This is a genomic window from Sphingomonas quercus (assembly GCF_018863195.1).
Taxonomy (GTDB): domain Bacteria; phylum Pseudomonadota; class Alphaproteobacteria; order Sphingomonadales; family Sphingomonadaceae; genus Solisphingomonas; species Solisphingomonas quercus.
Genome location: NZ_JAHKRT010000003.1, coordinates 528,333 through 545,639, shown reverse-complemented (window position 1 = coordinate 545,639; position 17,307 = coordinate 528,333). Strand labels below are relative to the sequence as shown.

14 protein-coding genes are annotated in these 17,307 nt (G+C 66.7%); 8 read left to right on the top strand and 6 right to left on the bottom strand.

Annotated elements, in window-relative coordinates; translation table 11 throughout:
• Positions 1–6 precede the first annotated feature (6 nt).
• From KOF26_RS08390 to KOF26_RS08370, 5 genes are all read left to right on the top strand, one after another.
• Positions 7–927, top strand: coding sequence for a LysR family transcriptional regulator (locus tag KOF26_RS08390; RefSeq protein ID WP_216323037.1), 921 nt, complete (start codon positions 7–9; stop codon positions 925–927).
• Positions 928–1,220: 293 nt separating this feature from the next.
• Complete coding sequence (locus tag KOF26_RS08385; protein WP_216323034.1) at positions 1,221–2,363, top strand: mannonate dehydratase; 1,143 nt, start codon at positions 1,221–1,223, stop codon at positions 2,361–2,363.
• Positions 2,364–2,408: 45 nt separating this feature from the next.
• The gene (locus tag KOF26_RS08380) at positions 2,409–3,938 is read left to right on the top strand and encodes a PQQ-dependent sugar dehydrogenase (RefSeq protein WP_216323032.1); all 1,530 of its coding nucleotides are present in this window, start codon (positions 2,409–2,411) and stop codon (positions 3,936–3,938) included.
• 284 nt (positions 3,939–4,222) lie between these two features.
• The gene (locus KOF26_RS08375; RefSeq protein ID WP_301183121.1) at positions 4,223–5,527 is read left to right on the top strand and encodes a dicarboxylate/amino acid:cation symporter; all 1,305 of its coding nucleotides are present in this window, start codon (positions 4,223–4,225) and stop codon (positions 5,525–5,527) included.
• Positions 5,528–5,583: 56 nt separating this feature from the next.
• The gene (locus KOF26_RS08370; protein ID WP_216323029.1) at positions 5,584–5,772 is read left to right on the top strand and encodes a hypothetical protein; all 189 of its coding nucleotides are present in this window, start codon (positions 5,584–5,586) and stop codon (positions 5,770–5,772) included.
• A gap of 372 nt (positions 5,773–6,144) precedes the next feature.
• On the opposite strand, the gene KOF26_RS08365 is transcribed toward KOF26_RS08370, so the two are convergent.
• From KOF26_RS08365 to KOF26_RS08345, 5 genes are all read right to left on the bottom strand, one after another.
• Positions 6,145–8,217 (bottom strand): M28 family peptidase, encoded by a 2,073-nt coding sequence (locus KOF26_RS08365; protein WP_216323026.1) that lies wholly within the window; start codon positions 8,215–8,217, stop codon positions 6,145–6,147.
• 183 nt (positions 8,218–8,400) lie between these two features.
• The gene (locus KOF26_RS08360) at positions 8,401–8,625 is read right to left on the bottom strand and encodes a hypothetical protein (protein WP_216323024.1); all 225 of its coding nucleotides are present in this window, start codon (positions 8,623–8,625) and stop codon (positions 8,401–8,403) included.
• Positions 8,626–8,668: 43 nt separating this feature from the next.
• Positions 8,669–10,084, bottom strand: coding sequence for a sulfatase family protein (locus KOF26_RS08355; protein WP_216323022.1), 1,416 nt, complete (start codon positions 10,082–10,084; stop codon positions 8,669–8,671).
• 7 nt (positions 10,085–10,091) lie between these two features.
• The gene (locus KOF26_RS08350) at positions 10,092–12,512 is read right to left on the bottom strand and encodes a TonB-dependent receptor (RefSeq protein WP_216323020.1); all 2,421 of its coding nucleotides are present in this window, start codon (positions 12,510–12,512) and stop codon (positions 10,092–10,094) included.
• 189 nt (positions 12,513–12,701) lie between these two features.
• A complete protein-coding gene (locus KOF26_RS08345) occupies positions 12,702–13,454 on the bottom strand; it encodes an OmpA family protein (protein ID WP_216323018.1) in 753 nt (250 codons plus the stop codon).
• Between the two features lie 236 nt (positions 13,455–13,690).
• Between KOF26_RS08345 and KOF26_RS08340 the strand changes: the two genes are divergently transcribed.
• The 3 genes from KOF26_RS08340 (at position 13,691) to KOF26_RS08330 (ending at position 16,133) form a co-directional block, all read left to right on the top strand.
• Positions 13,691–14,146 carry a hypothetical protein gene (locus KOF26_RS08340; RefSeq protein ID WP_216323016.1) on the top strand — a complete coding sequence of 152 codons (456 nt, stop codon included), beginning with the start codon at positions 13,691–13,693 and terminating at the stop codon, positions 14,144–14,146.
• A gap of 139 nt (positions 14,147–14,285) precedes the next feature.
• Positions 14,286–14,438: a hypothetical protein gene (locus KOF26_RS08335; protein ID WP_216323014.1), complete on the top strand. Its 153-nt coding sequence runs from the start codon at positions 14,286–14,288 to the stop codon at positions 14,436–14,438.
• Between the two features lie 51 nt (positions 14,439–14,489).
• Entirely contained in the window at positions 14,490–16,133 is a 1,644-nt protein-coding gene (locus KOF26_RS08330) for an MBL fold metallo-hydrolase (protein ID WP_216323011.1), read from the top strand.
• Here the strand turns inward: KOF26_RS08330 and KOF26_RS08325 are convergent.
• Positions 16,077–17,306, bottom strand: a complete 1,230-nt coding sequence (locus KOF26_RS08325; RefSeq protein WP_216323008.1) for an MgtC/SapB family protein — start codon at positions 17,304–17,306, stop codon at positions 16,077–16,079. The genes KOF26_RS08330 and KOF26_RS08325 overlap by 57 nt on opposite strands.
• Position 17,307: the final 1 nt, after the last annotated feature.

Genomic DNA, 17,307 nt, shown 5'->3' with positions numbered 1-17,307 from the left:
GAGGGGATGCGCGTGGATGTCGAATGGCTAGAAGATTATCTCCTGTTGCTGGAGGAAGGCGGTTTTTCGCGGGCGGCAGACCGCAGGGAACTCAGCCAGCCGGCCTTCAGCCGGCGGATACAGGCGCTGGAAAGCTGGATGGGAACGCCGCTGCTGGTGCGCGGCTCGCATAAATTGACCCTGACGACCGCCGGCGAGCGGTTCCGGCCGCTCAGCGAGGCGTTGTTGCTGCGCATCAACGCTGCGCGCATGGAAGTGCGCGAAGCAGCCGCCAGCAGCAAGACGGAAGTCCGCTTCGCGTCGACGCCGGCGCTCTCCCAGGCCTATTTCTCCTCGTGGATCAGGGGGCTGGAGGCCGGCGATCCGCTGCAGTCGATGGTGCTCTCCGTCGATACGCTGACGGCCTGCGAGCGCTCGCTGCTGCACGGCGAAGTCCATTTCGTGCTGTGTCATCATCATGAAGATGTCAGGACTCCGCTCGACACGTCCGAGTTTCTCACTGCGCAGATGGATGACGATCCGCTCGTCGCATTATCTGCGCCGGATGCCACCGGAGCGCCCTTGTTCAAGCTGCCAGGGACCGAGAACAGGCCGGTCAGGTTCCTCAACTATACACGCGAATCCGGTCTGTTTCGTATCATCGAGACGGTGCGCAACAATAGTCGGCTGAACGTCAATCTCGACCAGGTCTTCGCTTCGCCTTCTTCAATGGTGCTGGCGGCAATGGCCAGGGATGGGCGCGGCGTGGCCTGGATACCGCGCCTGCTTGCCCAGGATGACATCGCCGCCGGTCGGCTCGTGCCCGTAGGCGATGCCCGGTCGGACATCGCGACGGAAATCCGCCTTATCCGCCCGCGGCATCGCCAGAGCCAGGCGGCCGAGAATTTCTGGAGCAAGGTTATCAAGTACAGCAAGATGAAGCACTAGTCTCCACAACACGGAGACGGAAAAGCGGGCGCTGATTTGTCGGGCATTAGCGGCCGTCAGGCAACATGTTACACGCGGCATGCCCCATCAGCAAGGCTCCGGCCGCATGATTGTATGCGTTTGACGGCCGTGCCCGCCTATTCGATCAGAGATATGCTGGGCTGACCTCCAATAGCTTGGACAAGTAAAGCGGAAGATTCAGGCGAAAATGATAATCAGGGGAAGGTGAGATGGACAGGCGGGAATTTGGCAGGAGCATTCTCGGCGCGGCGGGTGTGGGCCTTGCGGCGGGCATGCCGGCGCTTGCTGCCGCGCAGCCGTCGCGCCGGGTCGGGCGTCTTGGTCCGGGGCAGGTGTTTGCGGATCTTAAGGTGCGCGTGAACGAGGGCTTCAACCTGGGCGGCGATTATCACAGCGTTGCCGGCGACGCGCCGACCGACAGGAAGAGCCTGGAGTTCTTCAAGCGCTACGGCGCCAACCTGGTGACGATCACCGCCAGCCGCAACCTCGCCCAGGTCGTCGGCCAGCCGGTGCCGAGCGAGCGCAGCGTCGAGGAGCTTGGCCCATGGGACGGCGATGCGCTGAAGCGGATGCAGGATGATTGCCGCAAGATGGACATGGTCCTCGAATGCGTGCGCATGGATTCGGCGTTCATCATCATGAAGACCAATGACGATCGCCGCCGCTGGCTGGATCGGCTGAAGGACAATATCCGCAAGTGCAGCGAGGCCGGCGTCACCTCGATCAGCTATCACTGGTGCATGATCCCGCAGCAGCGCAACAAGCGCGCGGTGGTGCGCGGCGGGGCGACCCATAACGGCTTCACCCTGCCGGCCAACTGGCGGACGCTGCCGCCCGATTATGCCGGGGTCGTCTCGCTGGAGGAATATTGGGCGCGGATCGAGATCTTCCTGAAGGACATCATCCCCGTCGCGCGCCAGTACAAGGTGCGGATGTCGCTGCATCCGTTCGATCCGGGCGGCCTGCCCGCCGGCTATCTCGGCGTGACCAACTATGATGCCGACTTCGCCAACGGCCTCAAGCGCTATGTGGCGATGGTCGACGATCCGCATAACGCGCTGTCCTACTGCGCCGGCGTCGGCGGGGAATCGTTCAAGAACCCGAACGACCAGCTCGAGATCATGCGTTACCTGCTCGAACGCAACAAGGTCACCCAGGTCCACATGCGCAACATCATCGGCGGCCAGAACGACTTCCAGGAAGTGTTCCTCGATATGGGCGACATCAATTACTACAACATCACCCGCCTGCTGCGCGACACCGGCTATGCCGGAACGATCCTGCCCGACCACAATCCCCGCCACCCCGACGACCCCAAGAGCCTGCAATCCTACGGCTTCGCCAATGGCTACCTCCTCGGCCTCAAACGCGGCGTCAACGAAGAGGCAAAACTCATCCTCGGCCAGGCGGCCTGAGCCGCTCTCTCAGCCCTCATTATAGTTCAAGGATCAAAGTCGATGATGTTGACCAGGCTCGGCGTGGGCGGCGTGACCGCCATCGCACTTGCGACGGCGGCGCCCTTGCGCGCCGCCGATCTGCCCCCGGGGCCGGGGCAGGATATCGTCAACCGGGCATGCACGGGATGTCACGACAGCAGCATGTTCACCTCGCAGCGCAAGGATGCCGCGGGATGGACCGATACTGTCAACGCCATGATCGCCAATGGCGCGCCAGTACCGCCGGCGAGCGTGCCGACGGTGGTCGCCTATCTCGTCCAGAATTTCGGCGCGCCTGCCGCTGCCGCCGGCGCCGCGCCGCCGCGATCGAAGAACCTGCCGCCGGTATATGTGCCGATCCCGTGGCAGCGCACGCCGGGCAAGCCGATCGACCAGCGCACGCCCGAACGTCAGGACAATGCCGCGGACTTCCCCGGCCAGTATCGCGCGCCCTACATGACCGCCAATGTCCAGTACAAGACGGAGGTGATCACCAACAAGCTGGTCCGCCCCTGGGCGCTCCAATTCCTGCCGAGCGGCAAGTTCCTGATCACGCAGCGCATGGGCCAGATGGTCATCGTCGATAATCAGGGCAAGATCACCGAGCTGAAGGGCATCCCGGAAGTGGCATGGGAGGGCGGGCAGGGCGGCCTGCTCGACGTCGCGCTGGATCCGGACTTCCGGACCAACCACCGCATCTACTTTGCCTTCAATGAGCCGACCGGGCCGAAGGAGGGCGTCGGGCGGGACGGCGCGCAAAGCCGCATCGCCGTCGGCCGCGCGGTGCTCGACGAAGCCGGCGCGGCGCTCAACGACCTCAAGATCATCTTCCGATCCAAGCCGACCGTTTCGATCACCCTTTATCCGACCAAGCAGGGCAGCCGCATCGTCTTCGACAAGGCGGGACTGATGTATGTGTCGATCGGCAATCGTGACAGCACCCGCCTGCAGCCGCCGCCATGGAATGTCGCGCAGGACATGCAGACCCATCTCGGCAAGATCATCCGCATCACCACCGACGGCCAGGCGGCGCCCGGCAATCCGTTCATCGGCGTGCCCGATGCCCTGCCGGAAATCTGGGCGCTGGGCACGCGGAGCCAGGAGGGGCTCGCCTTCGACAGCAGCGGCCGACTGTGGGAAACGGAGCACGGCCCGCGTGGCGGCGACGAACTCAACATCATCAGCAAGGGCAAGAATTATGGCTGGCCCCTTGTTACCCACGGGATCGACTATCCGGGCTGGATGGTGACCACCGCGACGCACAAGACGGGCCTGGAAGATCCCCGTTATTTCTGGGATCCCAATATCGCCCCGTCTGGCCTGACCTTTTACTATGCCGATCTGTTCCCGGCATGGAAGGGCAGCCTTTTCGTCGGTGGCTTGCATGGCGGGTTGCTCGATCGGCTGACCATCGCCGGCGACAAGGTCGTCGGCGAGGAGCCGCTGCTCACCGAACTCAACAGCCGCATCCGCGACGTCCGCGTCGGCCCGGAGGGCGGTCTCTACGTCCTCACCGACGATACGAATATGCTGGTGAAGGTGACGCCGAAATAATCTCGCCTATGTTCGCCGACGGCCCTCCCCCGTCGGCGAACAAGACACGGCCATCGCCGCGATCGGGAAAAGTCTATGTCGCCACGGATTGAGATGGACCCCGCCGAGTGACGGGATGATTAAAGTCTGACGCATAGGATCATCTGTGAGATGCCATAGCCCGATAGCAGGGCATGTCCGTATCTTCTCCGATGTGTTCGCTCTGGCGCCCGGTTGCCAGGATTCCACAGCGATGGCGGAGGCAGTCCGCCGCGAGCGCAGAATGCATGCATGAGGGGGAGACAATGCCGATGAGGTTCCTGAAGCAGCTCTACGTGCAGGTGCTGATCGGCATTGGCGCCGGCATTGCGGTTGGTGCTTTCTACCCCGACCTCGGCGTGCAGCTGAAGCCTCTCGGCGACATGTTCATCAAGCTCGTCAAGCTGGTGATCGCGCCGGTGATCTTCTGCACCGTCGCCGGCGGCATCGCCCGGATGAGCGACCTCAAGGCGGTCGGCCGCGTCGGCGGCAAGGCGCTGATCTATTTCGAGGTGCTGTCCACCCTGGCGCTGGCCCTCGGCTTGCTGGCAGGTCATGTGCTGCAACCGGGACGCGGCTTCAACATCGATCCGGCTACGCTCGATCCGTCGGTCGCGGCGGGCTATGTCGTGAAGGCGAGCCACGGCGGATCGCTTGTCGAACATCTCATGGATCTCGTCCCTGAAACCTTCTTCGGGGCCTTTGCCGACGGCAATCTGTTGCAGGTGCTGATCCTTGCCATCCTGGTGGGGTTCGGATGCGCGCGCATGGGCAGGATGGGCCAGCAGGCGGCAGCCGCGATCGAGGGCATCGGCAGGGTCTTCTTCGCGGTCATACATATCGTCGTGATCTTCGCGCCGATCGGCGCATTCGGCGCGATGGGCTTCACCGTCGGCAAATATGGCGCGCGCAGCCTCGTTCAGCTCAGCTATCTGGTCGGCGCCTTCTACATGACGTCGATCGTATTCATCGTCGTCGTGCTCGGCGCGGTGGCGGCCCTGTCGGGCTTCTCCATCTTCAAGTTCGTGCGCTACATTCGCGAAGAACTGCTGATCGTGCTGGGCACCAGTTCCTCGGAATCGGTGCTGCCGCAGATCATGGAGAAGATGGTGCGCCTCGGCGCGTCGGCGCCGGTTACCGGGCTGGTGATCCCGACCGGCTACAGCTTCAATCTGGACGGCACCAACATCTACATGACGCTGGCGACCCTGTTCCTCGCCCAGGCGACCAATTCGCACCTGAGCTGGGGACAGGAGCTGGCGATATTGGGCGTGGCGATGCTCACCTCCAAGGGGGCGAGCGGGGTGACCGGCGCCGGCTTCATCGTGCTTGCCGCCACCCTCACCGTGGCGCCGCAAATTCCGATCGCGGCCCTCGCGGTGCTGGTCGGTGTCGACAGGTTCATGAGCCAGTGCCGCGCGTTGACCAACCTCATCGGCAACGGCGTGGCGACCCTCGTCGTCGCGCGCTGGGAAAATCAGCTCGATCGGGACAGGTTACGGTTCGAGCTGGAGCAGGACCGGCATCGGGCCGGCACCGCCGGCGATCTGGTGTCCGACCCGCCAGGCTGAGAAGAGCGCCCCCGCGCGCATCGCGGGCGGCGGTTGTCGCCGGTCGGGAACAGCGCTTGCCCCGGCGTCTCGAAATGGCCCTGGTCCATCCCGACATCATCCCCGCCGCCGCCGGCAAGACGGGCGCCCGCCGTCGGATCACGCAGACCTTCGGCGTCAGCTGGAACAGCGGGACGAAGATCGCTGCCGGCGATCCGGGCTTCGATCGGTCGCCGAGAGGTTCTGCGATCGGCCGGCGTGGATAGCCGTGATCGGTGGCGTCGGCCCCGCCAACGGCTCCGCCGCCGTCACTATTTGTCGGGACGGTCTACCCGCCACTCCAGAAGAGTGACCCCACCGAGCACGACCATGAAGATGAGGGCGCAGACGATCGAAAGGTAGAGGAAATAATCTCCGAGGGTGTCCGACATGGCGATGTCCCGTTTATGGTGCGGCTCCTCCTTCGGCCGGCGGACGCGATCGCGCCTTGACGATGGTCAAACCTGCCGATGAATCTTCGGCGGCGGGGAGGGCAACCATAAACAGGGGCCGCCTGCACCGGAGCAGCGGCGACGAGCACGGGCTCGATCGCCGCCGCTCCCGGCGGGGGCGGCGGGCGTTCTGGCGAAGGCGCGCGCCTATTTTTTCTGGAGCGTCACCAGGCCGTCAGCTTCCCGGCCCTTCAACGTCGCCGTCAATTCGGCCAGCGACAGCGGCGTGAACTCGCCAGACAGGAAGTCGCGCATCTGCAGGATCGTCATGTTGCCGCGATCCACCAAATACTGGAACTCGGCCATATACTCGTCCGGCAAGCCGGGGCCTGTCGGCCGCGGGCCGCCGCGCGTCCCCGGCGCCGGCGCCTTGGGGCCGCGCTTCACGATCAGGCTGGACGCCTCGCGCTCCTCTGCCGTCAATGCCGGCTCCGCCGCGGAGACGCGATGCTGGGCCGCCTCCAGCTGATAGGTGGCCTTCGCCTCGGCGAGGAGCGCTGCCGCGCGCCTCTCGATCAGCGGCTCGATCGCGCTCGTATTCTTCTTGCCGGAGGCGGCGTCGGTCCACATCACATTGGCCGAGCGGATCACCGCCTTTTCGATTTCCGCCTGATGGCGGATGGCGATCTGCGCTTCCCGATAAGCGCGCGGCAGATCGGCCGGGGTGGCATCGGCGATATAGCCGAGGCCCTTAACCTGCGCCTCGCCCATGCGGCCGGTGCCGCGCGCCAGATTCTCGGCGACGACGCGGGCGGCCATGTCGTCGGTGCCGTTGGACAGTGCCGCCAGCCCGCCCAGCGCCACCACGGCGGCGCGCTTATACTGGGTCGGATCCTGCTTGTCGGGCGTGTCGTCGGAGGAGTGATACCACATGTCCGGCCAGGTGATGAACATCACCGCCGGGATGCCATGCTGCATATAGGTGACGTGATCCGACGAGCCATAATGCTTGTCGGTCTTGATGTAGAAGGCGTCCTTGGAGCCGTGCACCGATTCCACTGGCTGGGTCGGCGCATAGCCGTTGATCGAACGGCGGAACCGCACCCGCTCGCGGGTGATGTCCGAGACATATTCCATCATGCTCTGGGCGATGTCGTTCAGATAGGACGGGAAGGTGTCCGGCGTGCGCTGAAGGATCCAGTAGCTGCGGCTGGCGGCGACGCGGATCGCCTCCATGTCGAAGTTCAGCGTGCCGATCATCGCCCTGGCCTTGTCGGCATGCTTGTTCAGATAGGCATTGGTGCCGGAAATCTCCGGTACGAACTGGAAGTTGATGGTCCGCTTGGGCGGCGGCAGCTTTCCTTCCTTGATCAGCTTGATGTAGGCGCGGCCGACCTCGAGGATCATCGCGCAGCCGGAATTGTCGTCATTGGCGCCCTGCTTGATGACGCCCTCGAACAGGTGGCAGCTGATGCCGACTTCCTGGCGTGTCGAGCCGTCGCCGGGGATTTCGGCGTGGACATATTCGCTGCGGCCGGACACTTCCGTGCTCTTCGTCACCGAGCGGATGGTGAGTTTCTCGCCGCGCGCCATCAGCGCCTCGAGATAGCCGCGCGCCTCCGGCGTCACCGACCACGCCACCGTTCCCGGCTTGGCGGTGAGGTAGGATGCCATGATCTGGCGCGGGTAATCGATCGCCCGCTGCGGGCTGTTGGCGACGATGCCGAGCACACCCAGCGCGCCGCGCTCGACGGCGAGATTATAGACGGCGGTGGTGTTGCCGGACGTCAGCACGAACTTGCCCTTGACGTCTTTGCCCTCGAAATCCTCCGGCCGCCCGGCGCCGAGGCTGATCAGCTCGCCGGACAGATCGCCATTGGCGTTGAGCGAGACGAGGCTGAGCGGGATGTCGTGGATGTCGAACAGCTTGATGCTCTTCGGCGTGGTCAGCCACAGCTCGCCGACCGTCGGCTGGAAGGCCTTCTTCTCATCGTCGAACGTCTCGACGCTGATGTTGGAGAAGCCATATTCCTTGGCGAAGTCGGTGATGACCTGCGTCTCGCGGAACTTCTTGTCATAGTCGCCCGGCAGGCGGACACGCTGATAGGGGACCAGCTCCAGCACGTGCTGCATCGCGCGATCTCCGGACACCTCGTTGATGATCGAGGTCATCTGCGCCTGGCTGAGCAGGGTGCGATCCTCCCGCTCCTGCGCGAACACGGATGTCGAGGCGACCAGCGCCAGGACGAGGCCGACCCGGCCGGCCCGCTTGAATTGCATCACAATTGCCCCCCTGTGCAGCAGAACTGCATCATTGTTGTCTGCGGAAATCCGCCGATTTTTCGGGCTATACATCAGAAATCGTCGGCCGATCCACCCCTCGCGCCCGAGCCGCAACGCCGCCGCGGGGGCGTTGCGGGCTATCATACGGAGGCGGGGATGCGGCGGCGCCGCTGCGGCCGTTCAGGCCAGCTCGTCGCCGAGGATCACGGTCCCGTCCCAGTCGAGGCCGAATTCGAGCTGATCGGCGGCCATGTCGCAGATCAGCTCCATATTGTTGACGATGACCTCGTCGATGGTCCGCTCGCGGCCCGTGCGCCACCAGCAATCCAGAAGCTCCGCCTTGAGCATGACGACCAGATCGGTCGCCTTGGTCGGGAGCAGGATGACTGTATCCGAGAAGGTCATGCCGGTTGAACGATCGACGCGCCTCGCCGGGTCCGTCCGGTAATCATCCGCGCGTGCCGAGATGCGAATAAGGGTCGGTCTGGCCGGCCAGCCACGGGTCATGGGTCGCGGCCCGCATGGCGCGCAGCCGCTCGCGCAGCTCCGCCAGCAGCGCCGCCGCCGCCCGCCGGCCGGCAATATTGGTCAGCTCCTCCGGATCGGCGCCGAGATCGTAAAGCTCTTCGGCCGGGCGCCTGAGATAGGCAGCCTGGGTCCGCCGGCCGAGACGGATGGCGGGATCGGCGGCGATCGCCCGCCAGCTCGGTGAGGAGGCGACATCGCCGGCGATCGGATAGGCGAGCGGCGCAGCGAGATTGAGGATGTAATTATGCGTCCTCGTGCGCAGCGCCCGCATCGGATAATATTGGTTGATCTCGTGGAAGTCATGGCTGGCGAACACCGCATCGCGCCCCGGCCCGCCGGCCCTGCCGAGAAGCGGCAGGAGCGACGCGCCGGACAGCTGGTAGCCGGTGGGCGGTGGCGTGCCGGTGAAGTCGAGCAATGTCGGCGCGATATCGACCCAGCTGACCATCGCATCATTGACCGCCGGCCCCGTGCCCGGCGCCCGGATGATCAGCGGCAGATGGAGGCCGGGATCGTAGAAATTGGTCTTGGCACCGGGAAATGGCCGGCCATTGTCGCTGAGGAAGACGACCAGCGTGTCCTCCGCGTGGCCGCTCCCGGCCAGCGCGTCGAGGATCATGCCGACGCCCGCGTCGAGGCGGCTGATCGATGCATAATATTCGGCGAGGTCGCTGCGCACGGCGGGAAGATCGGGCAGGTGCGTCGGCAGCGGCACGCGCGCGGGATCATAGGTGGTGGTGCGCACGCCCGGCCAATCCCGGTCATTGCCGTAATTGGCCTCGGCGCGATGCGGATCGCTATAGCCGACCGTTACGAAGAAAGGACGGTCGCCCGAAGCGCGGATGAAATCGGCCGCGGCCATCGCCAGCGCGCGCACGTCGCGGATGCCGGAGCGTTCCGGCACCAGCTCCGCCTCATAGGGGAAGGCCGCATCCGGCCCGACATGCTTCTTGCCGACCAGGGCGGTGGCATAGCCCGCCCGTCGGAGCATCGCCGGCAGCGTCTCGATGCCGTCGAGCAATGACTGGTGATGCACGTCGTGTTGCAGGCCGTACATGCCGTTCTGATGGGTGAAGAGCCCGGTGTTGATGACGGCGCGGCTCGGGCTGCACGAGGATACCGCCGCATAGCCATGGGTGAAGCGCGTTCCTTCGGCTGCCAGCCGATCGATGCGCGGCGTGCTGATCGGCACGCCGTAGCAGCCGAGGTCCAGCCCCTGATCGTCGGAGATGAGCAGCAGCACGTTGCGTCGGCGGGGTGCCGCTGCGCGCCCCGTGTCGAGGGAGGTGGCGGCGGCGGCCAGCGCCGCCGCCTTCAGGACCGTGCGGCGGTCCACGTCATCCTCAGAAGCTCATCTGCGCGGCGAAGCGGAACGAGCGCCCGAGGATCGGCCGCGCCAGGATCGGCCCGCTGCCCTGCGAGCCGATAATGCGCGGATTGCCCTCGGTCAGGCCGATCTCGTTGGTGAGATTGTTTCCGGTCACCTGCAGCCTCAGCCGCTCGCCAATATTCACCGCGACACCGGCGTCGAGCTGATAATAATGCGGCAGCAACTGGTTGTTCTCGGGATCGGAGAAGCGGTCGCCGGTATATTGCAGCGTCGCGAACAGGGACGGGCGCAGGCCGCCCAGCTCCAGCTCATAGGCCGGCGTCACCCGCCACATCCATTTCGGCTGGCGCTGCACGCGGTTGCCGGTGTTGTCGATGGTGCCGTTGCCGGTGAAGAAGTCGCGATACGTGGCGTCGAGCCACGTACCGGCTGCCGACACGCTGAAGCCCGCGAACGGCCGCACCGTGCCTTCCAGCTCGACGCCGGTCGCCTTGGCGCCGCCGATCTGGCTGTTCGGCACGCCGTTGATGATCTGGGTGGTGGCGAGCCCGTCGAACTTGTTGTGGAACAAGGTCGCGTAGAGGTTGAGCCACGGCATCGACAGCTTCAGCCCGCCCTCATAGGTGTCGACCTGCGCGACGATGGTCAGCCCCTCGCGCAGATTGTCGAATTGCGGGAAGCTGTTGCCCCGGCTGTAGCGGGCGAAGATGCCGATCTGGCTGGTCAGGTCGTAATTGGCGCCCGCCGTCCACGACCATTCGGACTGGCGGTAGCGGATATTGGTCGCCGGCCCGAACGTCGCGGTGCCATTATCGTAGAGCGTGGCGGCATTGCCGTCCTGGTCGATGCTGGCGCTGGACGTGCGCACCCGCGCGTCGACCGCGTGCCGTTGCCACCGCGCGCCGCCGTCGATGCGCAGCTGATCGGTGATCTGCAACTCGTCGACCGCATAAAAGGCATAGTCGCGGCCCTTGTAATAGGCATCGACGAGGAAGCTCGGCCCGCTGGTGAAGCCGTCCCGCGTCGCCGCGCGCCCGTCGCCCAGCGTGAGGTTCAGCCGCCGCGCATTCTCCTCGGCGGTAAGCAGCACCTGGTTGCCGAGCGCCCAATTGTCGCGCGTCGTATAGTCAGCAAGGTAGAAGCCGCCGGTCAGCTTGTTGCGGCCAGTGGTCAATTCCAGCGCCATGTCGTTGACGAAGGAGTCGATATCCTTGCGGACTTCCCAGATGCCGGCCTGCATGACCTGCTGATTAGGCCCGGCAACGCCGCCGCCATTGGCAAAGGTGAGGCTGCCCACGGTGGCGCCGGTCCCGCCCAGCGTCACCGCCATGTCGCCCGCCGAGACCGGCGCGCCCACCGGGACCAGCCCGACCGTGTCGGCGCTGCCCCACAGATAGCTCAGCCGCTCTCGCGCGCGCAGCCCGTCGGCCAGCTCATAGTCGAAAGCGACGCCGATATTGCCGATCCTGGCGCCGCGCCCGTCGGCGAGATCGACGGTGCGCCCGCTATTGTTGGTGGTGATGCGCGTGTCGCGGCTCGGCAGCGCGCCGGTGCCCGCGTCGAAGCCGGGATAGGCGCTGATCTTGCGGCCCTGCTGGATGATCGGAATCGGCAGCAGCCATTGCCCGCGGTCGTTGAGATAGCGGCCATAGATCAGAACCGATCCGCGCCCGGCGAAATCATGGCGCAGATTGGCGGTGATCTGTCCGCCCTTCTCGGCGCGGAACTGCGGATCGCGGATGCCGTTGCCCTGCGCATAATAGCCGCCGACCATGAAGCTGGTGTCCTGGGAAATCGGGCCGGATATCCAGGCATCGCCGCGGATCTCGTCATAATCGGTGTAGGAGAGTTTGGCGAGGCCGTGGAAATCGCGGCCCCCCTCGCGCTGGACGACGTTGACGGTGAGGCCCGGCTGGCCGTTCGAGAAGAGCGAGCCGGTGCCGCCGCGCACCGCCTCGACCCGCTGCACCGTCTCGTCGAGCCGGATCAGCTGGCTGTTCTCGAGGAAGGACAAGGTCGACGGCGGGAAGATCGGCACGCCGCCGAGCTGGAAGGTCACGAACTGCGCATCGCCGCCCGAAGGATAGCCGCGCACGAAGATGTTGGCGCCGTTCTGGCCGCCGGAGCTTTCCGCGCTGACGCCGGGAATGGTGCGCAGCAAATCCGCGGTGCTGTTCGGCGCGGCACGCTCGATGGCGTCGTTGGTCAGCGTCGTCACCGCGAAGGCGGCGTCCTGGCGGCGGGTGCCGCCGCCGGCGGTGCCGACGACAACGATCTCGTCGGTGGCATTGCCGGCCGCCGCGGCATCGCCGGGGGTGGCATCCGCCACCGCCGCGCCGGGCGTCGACTGGGCTTGAGCGGGAGCCGTGACAAGCATGGCGAGCGGTGCCGCGCTCAACAGCAGCAACGCATGACGGGAACAGCACTTGTCCATAAATCCTCCTCTGCGATCGGCGTCTGATGCGCCTTATCTTTCCGAGGTCCGCGACCATTCAGCGCGTCGCAGACCGCTGAGCGTCATCCGGGGACGCGATGCGGGTGGAATCATCCGCGCCCGCTTTTGTTCCGGAAGGGGCCCGGGGGAGGAGGAATGAGGAGGTGCCGCGGGCCTTATTCCCGGGTTTTATTCAGGCATGGCGAAGGCGTCCGCGCGCTGGCCGAGCAGCGTCACCTCGACCCGCCGGTTGCGCCGCATGCCGTCGGCCGTGCTGTTCGGTGCCACGGGATCGGCCTCGCCATGGCCGGCGACGACGAAGCGGGCCCGCGTCACGCCGAGCCCGATCAGGGCGGCGCGCACGCTTTCCGCGCGTCGTTCGGAGAGGCTCTGATTGTGGGCGTCGGTGCCGCGCGAATCCGTATAGCCGTCGATCGCCACCCGCACGCCGGGATTGCCCGCGAGATAGCCGGCGAGCGGTCGCAGCCGGTCGACCGCATCGGCGCGCAGCACGGCGCTGTCGGTGGCGAACAGCACATCCTCCTGCATCGTCATCGTCGCGCCGCGCGGGGTCTGGCGGAAGCGATAGTCGCGCATTGCGCGCCGATCCCAGCGCGGCTGGCGGAAGCCGGCGTCGCGCGCGTCCCAGTCGAAGCGATCACGGCGCGGGCCGGCCAGGCGGGCGAAGACGCGATTGGCCTCGTCTGCCTCGGGCGGCGTGATCAGCCCGTTCCGGTCGCGATCGAAATTGCGCATCACGAACGCCCGGCCCCGCGCGCTGCCGCGAAGCTCGGGAAAGAGCAGCCGCGCGCCCGGGCCGGCGAGCCGGTAATCCACGCCGCCGGGCCGCCCGCCGCTCCAGTCCCATCGTTGCTGGGCGGGGGCGATGGCGAGAGTGCCGACGCTGGCGGCGGCGGCGGCAAGAATGGCGGTCCGGTTCATCAATCCTCCCTTGGCGAACGGGCGCCCTCCTGAGTCGGGCGGCTGTGTCCAATCAACATATTGAAACATGGTTTTGTCTGAATGCACGATTTCCACATTCTCGACGAAGCGGACGCCGGCTGCGCGGGGACTCAGGCCCGGGGAATGAGCGAGCGGTGGGTAGGTCTGGCGCATCCCGCATTGTCCTGCCAATGCAGATAATCCATTTAGTGCATTGATAGGGGAAGGGTTTTTTGATGATTGCAACCAGGTCAGGGCTCATCGCGGCGGCGGCGCTTCTGGCGATCGGCCAGCCGGCCTTGGCGAAGCCGTGGCGTGTGCTCGGCGTCACCGAGACAATGCTCGTTTCCCTGGACGCCGGCAGCGTCGAGAAGGCGGGCGGCATCGCGCACGGGTGGCTGCACATGCTCCGCTGGCAACCGACCGACCTCTCGGAGATGCGCGTGTTCATGGAGGTGGATTGCGGCGGCGCGCGGGCGCGGATGCTCCGGGCGGAAGCGCGGCTCAACAAGGAAACCGACCCGGTCATGATGGACGGCGCATCCGAGTGGCGGTCCACCGCCGACGATCCCGAGGGCGCGATCACCCGGGACGCCCTTTGCGACGCCAGATTTGACGCCCGTGGCAGCAGGGATTGGGACGATTATGACGCGATGGTCGCCGCCCACCGCGATCTGCCGCGCGACAAGTGACGCCGACGCCGGCCGGCGGGCGATGAATATGGGGATGCAATAGCGGTCAGACGCAATGTATGAGAAATTGCGTTCAGCGCGTCGTCAGACCGGACGCCCGCGACGGCGCAGGAGGCGATAATGGATTTCGAGCAGCCCTTTGACAGCCTCTACCTACAACCTCAACGCCTTGCGCACGATGTTCGTGGCGACGGAGGAGATGTGGCAATTGCCCCGCTTCTGGCTCACCTCCTGGTGCGATCTGATCGTGGATAGCTGGGAGGAAGCGCGCGATCTCGACCGGGGAGACTGACGCGGCGCTGCGGCGCCCGCGCCACGGCTGACGACAAGGGATCATCCCCAAATGCCCGACAAGATGCTTACCCTCGGCTTTCACGGCGCGGCCGGAACAGTCACCGGCTCCTGCATGGAATTCCGCCTCGGCAAGCGTTGCCTGCTGGTGGATTGCGGGCTGTTCCAGGGCTCGCGCACGCTGGAGGAGCTGAACCTTCGGCCATTCCCCTTCGACGCATCGCGGGTGGACGCCGTCATCCTCACCCACGCCCATATCGATCATGCCGGGCTGTTGCCGAAGCTGGTCGCAGACGGCTTCGCGGGCGATATCTGGTGCACCGCGCCGACCGCGGACCTGCTTCAGTTCATGCTCGCCCATGCAGGGCGCATTCAGGAAAGCGAGGCCGCCCGCCGCAACCGCCGCCGCGATCGCGCCGACCGCCCGCCGACCACGCCGCTCTACACCGAACGGGACGGTATGGAGGCATGGGGACGGACGCGCCCCGTCGCGCTGGGCGAATGGTTCGAGCCGGTAGGGGGCTTTCGCGCGCGGCTGTGGAATGCCGGCCATATCCTCGGCTCCGCCTCGGTCGAGCTGGCGGCGGGGGGCACGCATCTGCTGTGCTCGGGCGATCTCGGCCCGGAGAACAAGGCCTTCCATCCCGATCCGCAGGGCCCGGCGACGTTCGATCATGTCGTCTGCGAATCCACCTATGGCGATCGCCGCCGCGAGCACCTGACCATCGCGGCACGGCGCGACAAGCTGGCCGACGAGATCGGCGCGGCGCTGGCGCTGGGCGGCAATCTGGTCATTCCCGTATTCGCGCTGGAACGCACGCAGGAGCTGCTGCTCGACCTCGCCATGCTGATCGACGGGAAGCGGATCCCGGCGGTGCCGGTGTTCATCGATTCGCCGCTCGCCAGCCAGGTGACCGGGGTGTTCGCCGCCCATGCCGAGGAGCTGGAGGACGTGGGCGGGCGCAACCCCTTCCGCCATCCCGCCTTCCACTTCGTGCATGACGCGGCGGAATCGATCCGGCTCAACGCCATGTCCGGCGCGATCATCATGGCGGCATCCGGCATGTGCGAGGCGGGGCGCATCCGCCATCACCTCAAGCATAACCTGTTCCGGCGGGAGTCGACTGTGCTGTTCGTCGGCTTTCAGGCGGAGGGCTCGCTCGGCCGCGCGATACTGGAGGGGGCGGGGCGGGTCCGCATCTCCGGCGAAGATGTCATGGTGCGCGCGCGCATCCGCGCTATCGACAGCTATTCCGCCCACGCCGACCAGAGCGATCTCGTCGCCTGGATCGACGCCCGCCGCCCGATAGCGGGCAGCCTGTTCCTGTCCCATGGCGAGGCCCGCGGCATCGAGGCGTTGCGCGGCCTGGCCGAGGGGCGGGGTGTCGCCTCGGTGATCGCGCCGGAGCTGGACGAGGTCTATGGCCTGCCGCCCGGCCAGCCGGCGACCCGCCTCAAGACCGGCGATCCCGCGCTGCGCCACGCGGTGGGCTGGGATTGGGAGAACAGCTATGCCGATTTCACCACGCGGCTGAAGCATGACCTCGCCCAGATCGAGGATGCCGAACGGCGCGAGCAGGCGATCAGGGAGATGCGCGCCGTGCTCGCCAGCTATAAGCAGGCGCGCGCGAAGCAGGCCTCAGCGCGGCAGCGTGAACGCCAGCCCAAGCAGCGACGCCACCAGCGCGGCGAATAACGGCGCCGCGGCGCGTCCGCCCTCGCGCCAGCCGGCGATGGCGATGGTCATCGCGCCCTTGACCGCGGTGTTGGTGAGCACCGGCACGGCGAGCACCATGCCCGCCGTCGCCCCGTCGAGCGCGCTGTCCGGCAGCCCGGCCAGCGCCATCACCGCGGCGTCCACGTCCATCATGCCGGTGAGCCCGAGCGCCACCGCCAGCCCCTCCCCGCCGAAGGTCGCCTGCGCCCAGCGCGCGACCACCGACAAGATCGCGACCAGCCCGGCCAGCAGCAGCGCCGGCGCGAAATCGAACGGATTGCCGAGCTTCACCGCCGCCGACGCCGTCGCCCGCTGGCGGCGCCAGACGAACAGCGCCAGCCCCGTCGCCACCACCGTGGCGGGCGCCATGGCGAGCGCCAGCGCGGGCAGCGCGCGCGGCGCGAGCGCCGCCGTCAGCACTTGCACGCGCACGAACATCACGATCGAGGCCAGCGCAATGCCGGCGGTGAGGGCGCCGCGCGCCTCCGGTTCGCCGCGCAGCCGGCGTGCATAATCCGCCGTCACCGCCGTGGACGACACCATCGCGCCCGCCAGCGCGACGACGACGATGCCGTGATCGCTGCCCAGCCGCCGCGCCGCGACATAGCCCGCGAAGGACAGCGCCGCGACGAGCACCACCACCATCCAGATCCGGCGCGGATTCCACGCGCCATAGGGCCCGTAATCGGCATCCGGCAGCAGCGGCAGGATGACCAGCGCGACCAGCACGAAGCGCGCCACTGCCTCGACCTCGGTCTCGCTGAGGCCGCGCAGCAGCGCGTGCATGGATCGCCGCGCGCTGAGCAGGATGAACGTCGCCGCCGCCGTCCCGAGCGCCGGCACCGGGCCGACGTGCACCGCCGCGAAGCCGATGGCGAAGGTCAGCATGCCGGTGATGCTGGTGGTGGCCGAGAGCGCGTCGGCCGTCGCCGAGCGCGCGTAGCCGATCGCCAGCACCAGCATCACGCCGAGCCCCAGCGCGGCGGCCATCATGTCCGGCGCCAGCCCGGCGACCCCGCCGGCAAGGCCGATCAGCCCGAAGGTCCGGAAACCGGCGACGCGCCGGCCCGGCGCCAGTGCGCGCTGGCTCCAGCCGCGCTCCATGCCGATCAGCAGCCCGGCCGCTCCCGCCGCCGCCGGGCCGGCGACCATG